General features: G+C 72.7%; 11 protein-coding genes and 1 pseudogene. 4 read left to right on the top strand and 8 right to left on the bottom strand.

What is annotated here, in order from left to right; translation table 11 throughout:
- Window positions 1-132 precede the first annotated feature (132 nt).
- Complete coding sequence (locus tag IF89_RS49140; protein WP_267882114.1) at window positions 133-750, bottom strand: hypothetical protein; 618 nt, start codon at window positions 748-750, stop codon at window positions 133-135.
- Window positions 751-1,053: 303 nt separating this feature from the next.
- On the opposite strand from IF89_RS49140, the gene IF89_RS0130980 reads away from it, so the two are divergent.
- Window positions 1,054-3,162: a SpoIIE family protein phosphatase gene (locus IF89_RS0130980; protein ID WP_051807869.1), complete on the top strand. Its 2,109-nt coding sequence runs from the start codon at window positions 1,054-1,056 to the stop codon at window positions 3,160-3,162.
- Window positions 3,163-3,439: 277 nt separating this feature from the next.
- On the opposite strand, the pseudogene IF89_RS38465 reads toward IF89_RS0130980, so the two are convergent.
- The 3 genes and pseudogenes from IF89_RS38465 to IF89_RS0130965 all read right to left on the bottom strand — a co-directional run bounded on the left by IF89_RS38465 (window position 3,440) and on the right by IF89_RS0130965 (window position 7,019).
- Window positions 3,440-4,143, bottom strand: a pseudogene (locus IF89_RS38465) (sortase domain-bontaining protein).
- A gap of 377 nt (window positions 4,144-4,520) precedes the next feature.
- Complete coding sequence (gene glpK, locus IF89_RS0130970; protein WP_030775070.1) at window positions 4,521-6,038, bottom strand: glycerol kinase GlpK; 1,518 nt, start codon at window positions 6,036-6,038, stop codon at window positions 4,521-4,523.
- Between the two features lie 132 nt (window positions 6,039-6,170).
- Window positions 6,171-7,019 carry an MIP/aquaporin family protein gene (locus IF89_RS0130965; RefSeq protein ID WP_030775068.1) on the bottom strand — a complete coding sequence of 283 codons (849 nt, stop codon included), beginning with the start codon at window positions 7,017-7,019 and terminating at the stop codon, window positions 6,171-6,173.
- A gap of 419 nt (window positions 7,020-7,438) precedes the next feature.
- On the opposite strand from IF89_RS0130965, the gene IF89_RS0130960 reads away from it, so the two are divergent.
- On the top strand, window positions 7,439-7,855 hold the full coding sequence (locus IF89_RS0130960; RefSeq protein ID WP_051807867.1) for a hypothetical protein: 417 nt from the start codon (window positions 7,439-7,441) through the stop codon (window positions 7,853-7,855).
- 41 nt (window positions 7,856-7,896) lie between these two features.
- Here the strand turns inward: IF89_RS0130960 and IF89_RS0130955 are convergent, their stop codons facing one another.
- From IF89_RS0130955 to IF89_RS0130940, 4 genes are all read right to left on the bottom strand, one after another.
- Window positions 7,897-8,145, bottom strand: coding sequence for a DUF6479 family protein (locus IF89_RS0130955; RefSeq protein ID WP_030775065.1), 249 nt, complete (start codon window positions 8,143-8,145; stop codon window positions 7,897-7,899).
- The gene (locus IF89_RS0130950) at window positions 8,142-8,555 is read right to left on the bottom strand and encodes a phage holin family protein (RefSeq protein ID WP_030775063.1); all 414 of its coding nucleotides are present in this window, start codon (window positions 8,553-8,555) and stop codon (window positions 8,142-8,144) included. Before IF89_RS0130950 ends, IF89_RS0130955 begins: the two co-directional genes overlap by 4 nt.
- Before the next feature lie 83 nt (window positions 8,556-8,638).
- Entirely contained in the window at window positions 8,639-9,727 is a 1,089-nt protein-coding gene (locus IF89_RS0130945; RefSeq protein ID WP_051807860.1) for a YihY/virulence factor BrkB family protein, read from the bottom strand.
- A gap of 73 nt (window positions 9,728-9,800) precedes the next feature.
- Window positions 9,801-10,784 carry a magnesium and cobalt transport protein CorA gene (locus tag IF89_RS0130940; protein WP_234327929.1) on the bottom strand — a complete coding sequence of 328 codons (984 nt, stop codon included), beginning with the start codon at window positions 10,782-10,784 and terminating at the stop codon, window positions 9,801-9,803.
- 147 nt (window positions 10,785-10,931) lie between these two features.
- Between IF89_RS0130940 and IF89_RS0130935 the strand changes: the two genes are divergently transcribed.
- Together IF89_RS0130935 and IF89_RS0130930 are read left to right on the top strand one after the other, a co-directional pair.
- Window positions 10,932-11,555 (top strand): flavodoxin family protein, encoded by a 624-nt coding sequence (locus IF89_RS0130935; protein WP_030775057.1) that lies wholly within the window; start codon window positions 10,932-10,934, stop codon window positions 11,553-11,555.
- A 49-nt stretch (window positions 11,556-11,604) separates the two neighbouring features.
- On the top strand, window positions 11,605-12,269 hold a 665-nt coding region (locus tag IF89_RS0130930), incomplete at its 3' end, for a catalase (protein ID WP_030775055.1).

The following is a 12,269-nucleotide window of genomic DNA, read 5'->3' as shown; positions in this document are numbered from 1 at the left end:
TCGACGCTGGGCATCACGGACCCGTCAGCGGAGGGCATCGCGGGCCGGGCGTGTGACGCCCCGTGCCGCCTCCCGGTGCGGACCGGGAGGCGGACGGGCGTGGGGCGGTTCGGGTCGGCGGGGTGGTTCGGGTCAGCGGAACAGCATGGACGCGTCTCCGGCCGGGGTGGTGACGGAGCCCGGGCACAGGAAGCTGCCCGAGGACTTGGTGGCGGTGAAGGCGCGGTTGATGTACTTGCGGGTCGTGCCGTCGCGGTCCCACACGATGCTCGTGGCCTTGTAGCGGCAGGAGATGAAGCTCTGGCGGCCGGTGATGTCGATCAGATCGGTCCGGGCGGTGCCGGCCGCGTCGTCGAACGTGAAGGCGGGGTTGTTGTTGAGGGTGGCGGTGATGCCGCCGCCGCAGGCGAGGTTGCCTCCGGGCGCGTTGATCGTGGCGCGGTCGACGGTGAGGGCGCTCGGGGCGGCGGCGCTGGTGCTGCCGTTCGTCCAGCTGCAGCTGTTGCCGGCGACCACCATCACGCCGTCGACCTTCTGCTCGGCGGCGGGGGCGAGGGAGCCGTGCGCGGCGGCGGTGCCGGTACCGGCCAACCCTGCCGCGACGACGAGTGCCGCGATCCCGGCGGTGCGGGCGAGGCGTGCGGTGCGGGAGACGCGGTGGGTGGCGGGCGTGGGCGTGGGGCTGGGAATCAGCAGGGGATCAGTGCTGGGGACGGGGCTGGTGCGGGAGATGGGCGTGGCGTGCCTCATGGGTCGCTCCTCCATGCCACGTGCGGGTGGGGGTGGGCGAGGCGCGGGGCCTCTCAGGGGGTGCGGAGTGCGGTGCCGGGAGCGTCCCACAGCGGCCTCGAAGTGTCAGGATCCTGTCAGGTGCATGGCAATATTTGGCTGAAATTACCGTTCGGTACGCCACCGCCGGACATCACGCCCACCGCTGCCCGCGCACCCCCGGGACGCCTGCCGCGCGCCCGCCGGAGCGCACCGGACCGCCGTCGGGTCAGGCTCCCGCAGGACGGGCACAATGAGGTGAGACCTCGACGAAGGGGGACTCTGATGGCATCGGACCGGCCCGGGGGCGCGGACGCCGACGCCGCGGGTCCGATCCGCTCCGAGCCGGGGTCGCTGCTGGAACACGTCCCCGTGGCCGTCTTCGGCCTGGACGACGAGGGACGGGTCCGCTATTGGGGCCCCGGCGCGCGCCATCTGTTCGGCTACGAGCCGGAGGAGATCCTGTCCCGGCCCGCCTCGGTGCTCTTCCCCGACCCGGCGCCGGGAACCCCCGACGGGGCCGCCCAGTTGGTGGAACGCGGCCGCAGCCTCGGCTACTGGCGGGTCCGGATGCCGGCCCGGCACCGCGACGCGGGGGTCTTCGACTGCGGGTTCCGGGTGTTCCCCGTGACCGGGCCCGCAGGGGACGGCGTCGTCATGGGCCTCGCCTCGCGGGGCGACGAGCTGGACCGCGTCAAGACCAACCTCGTCTTCCTCGACGCGCTCTTCGAGACCTGCCCGATCGGCCTCGTGATGCTCGACGAGGAGCTGCGCTACGTCCACCTCAACCAGGTGCTGGCCGACATGGACGGGCTGCCCGTACGGGAGCACTTGGGGCGGCACATGACCGACGTCATGGTCACGTCCGACGGGGGCGAGTACGAGCGCATGCTGCGCGCCGTGGCCGAGAAGGGACGGCCGCTCGTCGGCGCACTGGTGGGACTGCGCACCCCCGGCAAGCCCGACCTCGACCAGGTCCGGTCCGTGAGCTTCTTCCCGCTGACCGGGGCCGGGGACACCCTGCCGGGGATCGGCGGCCTGCTCGTCGACGTGACCGACCGGGAGCAGGCGCTGCTCGAAGCCACAGCGGCCCGGCAGCGGCTGGACCTCCTGGACCGGGCATCGGCGCAGGTCGGCACCACCCTGGACCTCGACGTCACGGCCCGCGAACTGATCGACGCCGTCATGCCCGACTTCTGCGACGGCGCCGTGGTGGAGATGGTCGAGTGGATGTACGAGGACACGCCGTTCGACCCCCGGCTGCCCCTGACCACGCGCCGGATCGCCTCCGGCACGGTCCTCCCGCCGCCCGCGACCGAGCTGGTCGAGGGCCTGGAACAGGTCACGTACCCGCCAGGTTCCGGCATCCACGACATGCTGAGCACGGGCCGGCCGCTCCACGTCCTCGTCGACGAGGCCTTCGCCACCCGCACCGCCGCCCACCAGGACCGCGCCCGCCTGCTGCTCGACAGCGGTCTGGGCGGGATCGTCATCGCGCCGCTCGTCGCACGGGGCACGGTCCTCGGCATCGCGATGTTCGGCCGGGCCGCGTCCCGCACGCCCTTCACCGACCAGGACGTCACCCTCGCCGGCGAGCTGGCGTCCCGCGCCGCCCTCTGCCTGGACAACGCACGGCTCTACGAGCGGGTCCAGGACATCGCGCTGACCCTGCAGCGCGCCCTCCTGCCCAGCGCCGTGGCGTCCACCGCCCACGTGAGCGTCGCCCACCGCTATCTCCCGGGCAGCCGGGTCACCGAGGTGGGGGGCGACTGGTACGACGTGATCAGGCTGCCGGGCGACCGGGTCGCGCTCGTCGTGGGCGACGTCATGGGGCACGGGGTACCGGCCGCCGCCTCGATGGGCCGGCTGCGCATCACGGCCAAGGCCCTGGCCGCCCACACCGGTACCCCCGAGGCGCTGCTCGCCGAACTGGACACCTGCGCCCAGGAGGCCGGCATCCAGCTGGCCACCTGCCTCTACCTGGTCCACGACCCGCACACCGGCCGCGCCCGGATCGCGAACGCCGGCCACCCGCCGCCCCTGGTCCGCCTCCCCGACGGCACGGTCGAGACGGTGGGCGACGGGCTGGGCGTTCCGCTCGGGGTGGGCGGCGTCCCCTTCCGCTCGTCGGCGGTCGACCTGCCGGAGGGCTCGGTGCTGGCCCTGTACACCGACGGCCTCGTCGAGGCCCGCGGCCGGGACATCGATGCCGGCCTGGACGCCCTGCGGGAAGAGCTCCGTACGGTGACGGGCCCGCTGGAGGAGGCCGCGGACCGGATCATCGCCAACCTCCTCCCCGCCGAGGCCACGGACGACACGGTCCTCGTCCTGGCCCGCATCCACGGCACCGCCTCCCGGCAGGCCACCTCCCCCGACGCCGCTCAGGGGACGTAGCAGGTGTTGCGAAGGTCCCGCACGGCGCCCACGGCGCCCGGCACGCACGCTCGCCGCACCGGCCGAAGCCCCGAGTACGCCCGGTACGAGGGCCTTCGCCCGGACACGCCGAGAGCACGCACCGAACACCGCGGGCACCGCACAGGACCTTCGCAACACCCCCTGGCCCGGTCGTCCTCGGGCCCCGGCCCGGCCCGCGTCGCAGGCGGCGCGGCTCGCCTCTCTCATCGTGCGCGCTGAGGACATATCCACAGGTCGGCGATCCCCGCGGCAGGGCTCAGAGGGTTCGGGCGGTGCGGAGGACGCCTATCTTGTCGATGCGGTGTTCGGGGTTGCCCTGGGGGTCGCTCCAGAAGTTGCCCGCGGCGTGGTCCTCCGGGGTGGCGCAGGTGGAGATCGTGATCATGGCCCGGGTGGGGGCCGTGCCGGGCGAGCCGGGTACCGGCGCACGCTGTTCCGCCAGGGAGCGAGCCGAGCGGAAGGACGTCTTGCGGGTCGCGACGATCTCGTAGGTGTACTCGACCCCGCCCGCGGTCACGAGGACCGTGTCTCCGGTGTCGGCGGCGGGCAGGTCCCGCAGCGGGCCGCCCGCCGACAGCCGGTGTGCGGTGACCAGGAAGTTCCCCACCTGGCCGGGGCCGACTCCGCCGCCCTTGCCGTACGGGCTGGCCGCGACGCCGCGGTCCTGGATGCGGGTGCCGGGCACGTCGTCCGTGGTGCCCTCGTACGGCAGCACGCGAAGCCCGGAGATCCCGGCCGAGGGTATGGACAGGGTCGATTCTGGGTGCGGACGTCGAGGGGGGACGGCGGCGGCGTGGCCGCGGGTACGGCCTGGGCCGCGGCCGCCGGTGACGGGGCCGTGGCCGCCGGTCCGGCCGCCGCGGGGCCCGCGGCGGCCGAAGGCCCGCAGGCCGCCAGCAGGGCGGTGACGGTCCCGGCCAGTACGACGGGGACGGCTCGGGACGGGAACGGCAGGGGCATGGGCGCATCCGGGGGGCTCGGTCGCCCGGGTCGATCGGCAGGTGGGTGACCCGGTTCACGGCCAGGGTGACATACGGAGCAACAGGTCCATAAGGGTCCGCGCCTGTGACCTTCCCTCCTCCCGCATCCCCCGCACCGCTCTGCGTCCGCGGCCGGTCCGCGGCTCCGGACGCCCCCCCGGAGCGGCGGCCGGCCCGCATGCCGACCGAGCCGCGACGGCTCGCCGCCGCAGAGCGCGCCGAGCGGTCGGCCGCGGCGGTGTCGGCCGGTCCGAGCCCGTTCGGCGCAGTCGGCGCGGGCGTCCGCCTCGTAGCCCCGCCGTGCCGCGCCCCCGCACTGCGGAGGGGGCGCGGCGCGGGCGCGAGGGGGGGAGGCGGCTATTCGACCTTGGCCCAGTCGAGCGTGCGCTCCACCGCCCGCTTCCAGCCCTCGTAGCCCTCGGTGCGCCGTTCCTCGGACCACTGCGGGTCCCAGCGCTTGGACTCCTGCCAGTGGGTGCGCAGTTCGTCCGTGTCCCGCCAGAAGCCGGTGGCGAGGCCGGCCGCGTACGCCGCGCCGAGCGCCGTGGTCTCGGCGACGACGGGACGGCTGACCGGCACCCCGAGGACGTCGGACTGCGTCTGCATGCACAGGTCGTTGGCGGTGACACCGCCGTCGACCTTGAGCACGTCGAGGTGGACGCCGGAGTCCTGCTCCATGGCCTCCACAACGTCGCGGCTCTGGTAGCAGATGGCCTCCAGAGTGGCCCGTGCCAGGTGGCCGTTGTCGTGGTAGCGGGCGAGGCCGACGATCGCTCCGCGGGCGTCGGAGCGCCAGTACGGCGCGAACAGGCCGGAGAAGGCGGGGACGAAGTAGATGCCTCCACTGTCCTCGACCGTTCGGGCCAGCCGCTCGCTCTCCCCCGCATCGGTGATGATCTTGAGCTGGTCGCGCAGCCACTGCACCGCGGAGCCGGTGACCGCGATGGACCCTTCGAGGGCGTAGATCGCGGGGCTGTCGCCGAACTGGTAGGCCACGGTGGTCAGCAGCCCGTGCTGCGAACGGACCAGTTCCGTACCGGTGTTGAGGACCAGGAAGTTGCCGGTGCCGTACGTGTTCTTGGCCTCGCCGGGGGCGAAGCAGACCTGGCCGACAGTGGCCGCCTGCTGGTCGCCGAGCACACCCGTGATGGGGATGGCCTCGCGCAGCGGCCGGGAGGTGCGGGTGCGTCCGTACGCCTCCGGGTGGGAGGAGGGGTTGATGGTGGGGAGCATGGACCGGGGGATGTTGAAGAACCCGAGCAGCTCGTCGTCCCAGTCGAGGGTCTCCAGGTCCATGAGCATGGTGCGGCTGGCGTTGGTGACGTCGGTGGCGTGGACGCCGCCGTCGGGGCCGCCGGTGAGGTTCCACAGCACCCAGCAGTCGGTGTTGCCGAAGAGGGCGTGGCCCTGCTCGGCCGCCTCCCGCACCCCGTCGACGTTCTCCAGGATCCACTGGATCTTGCCGCCGGAGAAATAGGTGGCCGGGGGCAGGCCGGCCTTGCGGCGGATGACGTCACCCTGGCCTCCGCGTTCCAGGGCCGCTGCGATGGAGTCCGTACGGGTGTCCTGCCAGACGATCGCGTTGTAGTACGGGCGCCCGGTGCGCGGGTCCCAGACGACGGTCGTCTCGCGCTGGTTGGTGATACCGACGGCCGCCAGGTCGGAGGCCTCGAGGTTGCCGTGCCGGAGGGCGTTCTGGATCACCGAGTTGGTGCGTTCCCAGATCTCCACCGGGTCGTGTTCGACCCATCCCGAGCGCGGGAGGATCTGGGAGTGCTCCAGCTGGTGCCTCGCCACCTCGTTGCCGGCATGGTCGAAGATCATGAAACGGGTGCTCGTGGTCCCCTGGTCCACTGCGCCGACGAAGTCAGCCATGGGGTGCCGCCTTCTCTTGAGGATGCCGTGTGTGCGGGCTGTCGCCCGGTCGGGCCCGTGGAGCCGGGAGGGGTCCACGGGCCCGGGGCCTGCCGGGGCGGACGGGCGATGGCGCGTGCGCCCCGGGTGCGGTCAGCCCTCGTCCGGTGCCGGGACGCGGCCGGGAGGCTCCGGTTCGGCGGTCGGCAGGAACCGGCCGATGAGGAACTTGTAGGCGGCCGCGCCGAGCACACCGCCGATGAGGGGACCGACGATCGGGACCCAGAAGTAGAGGTTCCCGTACTGATCTCGCCACGCCCCGCCGTAGCCCGTGAAGAAGCTCGCCAGGCGGGGGCCGAGGTCACGGGCCGGGTTGATCGCGTAACCGGCGTTGGTGCCCCACGCCATGCCGATCGCCACGACGATCAGGCCCACGATGAAGGGCGCGAGGTTGGCGCCGGGGGGCGTGCTCAGCAGGTCCGTGACGGCGAAGATCAGGAACAGCAGGAGGGCGGTGCCGATGATCTGGTCGCGCAGGGCGCCCCATTCGGTCACCGGGAGGTTGGTGTTGCCGTTGGCCGGCAGCGTGGAGAAGACGCCCTGCGTCTTGATGGTGTGGCCGGGGTCCGCTTTCGCCAGGGCCTCGGTGTAGTTCCACCGGACGAGCAGGGCGGCCACGAAGGCGCCGGCCAGCTGGGCCAGCGCGTAAGGGGCGACCCTGCTCCACGGGAAGCCCTTGAAGGCGGCCAGCGCGACGGTCACCGCGGGGTTGAGGTGAGCACCGCTCAGCCTCGCCGCGACGTACACGCCCAGGGTGACGCCGAGACCCCAGGCCCAGGCGATGCTGTCGTGGTTGCCGAGTCCGCCCGCGGGGTCCGTGAGGGCTCCGCCGGCGACCACTTGGGCCACCACACCACAACCGAAGAGGATAAGGATCATCGTGCCGGCGAATTCGGCGAAGAGTTCGCCGACCAGACCCGATCTGTGGAGGCGCTCCGTCATGGGTGCCCTTTTCCGCCGGGCCGAAGGCCGCGGCTTCGACTGCCCCGAGTCCTCTGTCCGACCGCAGCACGCAGTGCCCCCGACGTGCGGGAGGCCGGTCCGGCCTCACGCAGCGCACATGTCCGTGTGCGGGTACCTCCATATTCCCCTTCTCTGCGCGTCCGCGCTCTTTCACGCAGCCGTACGGGGCACGTGACAGGGCCCGGCCGGGGTGAGTACAGGCGCCGGCCGGGCCCTGCGTGCGCGGGGATTCCGAGGATTCCCGTCCCTCACAATGACACAGGGGATTACACTCCGCACTTTTTCCACTACGGACTGCGACGAACAGCAGGGGCGACCCTCTGGGTCAAGGCGCGCAACCCGGGTAGGTGCCAGCCGTGCCCGGCGGCGCGCCGGGGCTCGGAGGCAAGGAGCGACCCATGATCCTCATACTCGGACTCGTCATTCTGCTCGCGGCGGTCGTCGTCGGGGTGGCAGGGGTGTTCGGCAATACCGGTGCCGGGCACCAGCTGACCAGCGGTGGGGACTTCTCGCTCTTCGGCTACCACGCCACCGGCTCGACCGGCTCGCTCTTCCTGACCGGGATCATCGTGGGGGCCGTGGGACTGCTGGGTCTGGCCCTGGTCATGGCCGGCGCCCGCCGGTCGGCCCGCCGCTCCGCACGGGCCCGGCGGGACCGCGGCGCGGCCCGTCGCGAGCCCGTCACCGACGACCGCGGCGACGCTGCCGACGGCCCGCGCGACGACATGGGCGCGGACGGTGCCCGGTCCGGGGCGGCCGGAACTCCCCGCAGCCGCCTGGGCCACTGGCTCGGCCGCCGGACCGCGCACCACTGACCACGGGCGGTGCCGGCGGGGTGCGAGGACTCGGCCCCGGTTCACGCCCGGGGGCGGCCCCCGGCATCGGCGTCCGCGTCCGGCGTCTGCCAGGAGTCCTCGCGCGCCCGCGCGACGGGGTTCTGCTCCGCCGGCCGGGCGGGGGCCCGGCGCCGCGCGGCGCGCCGGCTGCCGTACCAGAACGCCCCGATCAGGAGGAGCGCCACCGCCACTCCGGCGAGGATGAGGAACAGGGACCCCTGCCCCTCGGCCGCGAGCTGGTGAGCCGCAAGGCTGGGTTCGCCGTTCATCGGTGCGCCTTCTCCTTCATCTCGGCCAGATCGGCCTTCACGCTGTCGATGGTCTGCGCCGGGACCGGGGAGCCGGCCCTGGCCACCTGCTTCTTCCCGGCCAGGGCGATCACCGCGGCGGCGAGCGCGAGTACCACCGCGACGATCAGGGCGGCCGCCCACCACGGCAGGACGAGCGCGAGGGCGACGATGCAGGTCGCCGTCAGGGCCTGGGCGGCCAGGAAGCCCAGCAGGCCGGCCGCGCCGAAGAGTCCGCCGCCCTTGCCGAAGCGTTTGCCCTTCTCGGTCATCTCGGCCCGCGCCAGTTGCATCTCCTCGCGGACCAGCTCCGATATCTGCCGGGAAGCCCGTGAGACCAGTACGCTCACGGACTCGTCGCCGGTGTGGGTCTGCCTCTCTATCGTGCTCATGCGAAACCTCCCCTTCACGATGCACACGCCTCTGTCGGCGCGCGCCTACCCGGGAAACGGAACGCCACCCGTCGGGCGCCCGATCAGCGGTTCATGCGGCGCCGGTCCTGTGCGTTCCACGCGCGGGTGTCACGCGGGCGGACGTACGGTTCTTCGCCCGCCGGCATCCCACCGGCCACGGCACGCTGCCGGGCCAGTTCGGCATCGAACTCCAGTCCGAGGAGGATGGCGAGGTTGGTGAGCCACAGCCAGACCAGGAAGACGACCACACCCGCGACCGTGCCGTACGTCTTGTTGTAGGAGCCGAAGTTGGCGACGTAGAAGGCGAAGCCGGCCGAGGCTGCCATCCAGATCAGCAGGGCCAGCACGCTGCCCGGCGTCACCCACTTCCATCCGCGGCCCTTGGCGTTGGGCGCGGCCCAGTACAGCAGCGCGATCATGATCGTGACCAGCAGGACCAGGGCCGGCCATTTCGCGGTCGACCAGATCGTCAGTCCGATGTCGCCGATCCCCAGCGCGTCGCCCGCCTGCCGGGCCAGGCGGCCGGTGAAGACCACGATCAGCGCGCCGGCGCAGGCGAGGAGCATCAGCGCGACGGTGAGCGCCAGGCGCAGCGGCAGCACCGTCCACACGGGGCGGCCCTCGGGCACGTCGTAGACGGCGTTCGCGGAGCGGATGAACGCGGCCACGTAGCCGGATGCGGACCACAGCGCCACGACGAGGCCGACCACGGCCATCAACGATCCGACACCGCTGCGGCCCTGCAGCTGCTCCACCGCGTCCCGCAGGACGTCCCGGGCGGATCCGGGTGCGAGCTGCTGCAGGTTGTCGAGGACCCGCCCGGCCGTGGCCTCGCCGGCCAGGCCCAGCATCGACACCAGGACGAGGATCGCGGGGAAGACGGCCAGGACGCCGTAGTACGTCAGCGCCGCGGCCCGGTCGGCCAGTTCGTCGTTGCCGAACTCCCGGGCCGTGCCGCGCAGTACCGCCTTCCAGGAGCGTGCGGGGAGCCCGGTGGGCCCGTCCGGCGCGCGTTCCTCGACCTGCGTGCTCGGGCCGGCGGAGGTCCCCTGCTCGGTGCCGGCCCGCTCACGGCCGCCGGTGCGGTCCCCCGCGCGCTCGCCGTCGTCGCTGCCGTGGGTGCCGTGGCTCTGGTTCGGTGGAGTTCTCATACCGTGCGGCTGTCCCGCGAGACGCCGGTCATGTCCGCTCGGCGCCGGCAAACCGGGCCGGTGCCGGCGGCGCTCAGAGCCAGCCGTTGCGCCGGAAGGCGCGGTGGAGGAGGCCCGACGCCGTGGCCATGAGGCCGACGGCGAGCGGGTAGCCGAACGTCCAGCCCAGCTCCGGCATGTGCTCGAAGTTCATCCCGTACACGCCGGCGACCATGGTGGGGACGGCGAAGATGGCCGCCCAGGCGGAGATGCGCCGCATGTCGTCGTTCTGCCAGGTCCCGACGCGCGCCTGCTGGGCGCCGAGCACCGCGTTGAGCAGCTCGTCGAGGGTCCGCACCTCGGTCTCGGTGCGCTGGAGGTGATCGGCCACGTCGCGGAAGTACGGCTCGACCTTCGAGGCGCGATCCTGGTCGCCGACGCCGCTCAGCAAGCCGGTCAGGACCGGGACCAGCGGCTGGACGGCGTCCCGGAACTCGCGGACCTCGCGCTTGAGGGAGTAGATGTCCTCGGTGTGGTCGACCCGCGAGGCGGAGAAGACCCGGTCCTCAAGCCGTTCGAGCTCGGCGCGCACCGTTGCGGCCGCGTCGCCGTAGGCGTCGACGACGACGTCGAGTACGGCGTGCAGCACCGCCAGCGGGCCGAACCGCGGCATGGACGCGTCGGCGGCCAGCCTGCGGGCCGCCTCGGCCGTGGGGTCCACAGTGCCGTGCCGGACGGTGAGGACGTAGCGGGGACCGACGAACAGCATCAACTCGCCCGTCTCCACGGCCCTTTCCTGCTCGACGTACCAGAGGGTCTTGAGCGCGACGGCCTGCACGTCGCCGAAGCGCTCCCGCTTCGGCCGCTGGCCCGCCTGGAGCGCGTCCTCGACCGCCAGGCGGTGCAGGCCCAGCAGGTCCGCCAGCTCCTCCAGCTCCCCCTCGGCCGGATCCACCAGCCGCACCCAGCCGAACTCGCCGCCCTGCAGTTCCCGCAGCCGCTTCAGCACCAGCCGGCAGGCCTCCTCGTCAAGGCCGCACTCGACGGTCTCCGACCGCCCGGACAGTTCCTCGTACACCACGCATTCCATGGGTCTCGCATGCCCGGATATCCCGCCGGTGTGCGTGCCGCCCGTCACAGGCGGCCCACGAAGCGGCACCGGATCAGAAGGGATCTATCGCACTACTTGCGACATCAAAGCGGGGGGCGGGGGTAGCCGGGCACCATGGACCCCAACAAGAACACTCCGCTCCGTGCTGTCGCCCTCGTCTGCTCCCTGAATCCCTCCCCCGCCGCGTCCAGCTCGCACCTGCTGGCGGAGCAGACGATGGCAGCACTCGCCGAGCACGGCGTCACGGGACGGACCATCCGCGTCGCCGACCACGACGTGAAACCCGGCGTGCAGACCGACATGGGCGACGGGGACGCCTGGCCGGAGATCCGGGACACCATCCTCGGCTCCGACATCCTGGTCCTGTCGACGCCGATCTGGCTCGGCCACCCGTCCAGCATCGCCCAGCGGGTACTGGAACGCCTCGACGCCGAACTCGGCGAGAGCGACGACGAGGGCCGCATGCTGACCTACGGCAAGGTCGCCGCGGTCTGTGTCGTCGGCAACGAGGACGGCGCGCACAAGGTCAGCGCCGACCTGTTCCAGGGGCTGAACGACGTCGGCTTCTCCCTGGCCCCGAACGCCGTGACCTACTGGGTCGGCGAGGCCATGCAGGGCACCGACTACCAGGACCTCGACAAGACACCCGAGAAGACCGCCGGCACGACGGCCACCCTCGCCGCCAACACCGCCCACCTGGCCCGGCGGCTCAAGGCCGCCGGCTACCCGGCGAGCTGACCGGCCGTACCTCATTCGCACCACCCCGGCGACCGCAAGGAGAACGATCGTGACGAAGAAGCAGGCACCCGAGGCACCGCAGGCGTCGGACCCGGCCGCGCGGGACGGACTGCCGGGCCGGCCGGGCCCCGTACCGGCGCCCTTCGCCGAGCCGACGGAGCCGGCTGCGCCCCTTCCCCCGAAGACCGACCAGGACGGTCCCGCCACGGTGAGCCCGACCGGGCAGGCCACGGGGGCCGAGCAGGCGGCCATGGCTCAGGGCGGCGCGTACCTGACCACGGCGCAGGGGGCGCGGCTGCCCGACACCGACCACTCGCTCAAGGCAGGGCCCCGCGGGCCGGTCCTCCTCCAGGACCACCACCTGCGCGAGAAGATCACGCACTTCGACCACGAGCGGATCCCCGAACGGGTCGTCCACGCACGGGGCGCCGCCGCGCACGGCGTCTTCGTCGGCTACGGAACGGCCGGCGAGGTGTCGAAGGCGGCCTTCCTCGGCAAGGACGTCGAGACGCCCGTATTCGTACGGTTCTCCACCGTCCTCGGCTCGCGCGGGTCCGCCGACACGGTGCGCGACACGCGCGGCTTCGCCACGAAGTTCTACACCGAGGAAGGCACCTTCGACCTGGTGGGGAACAACATCCCGGTGTTCTTCATCCAGGACGCGATCAAGTTCCCCGACATCATCCACGCGGGCAAGCCGCACCCGGACCGGGA

The organism is Streptomyces sp. NRRL F-2664, from assembly GCF_000719345.1.
Taxonomy (GTDB): Bacteria; Actinomycetota; Actinomycetes; order Streptomycetales; family Streptomycetaceae; genus Streptomyces.
The sequence above is the reverse complement of the archived record's forward strand: the minus strand, read 5'-3'. Positions and strand labels throughout refer to the sequence as shown.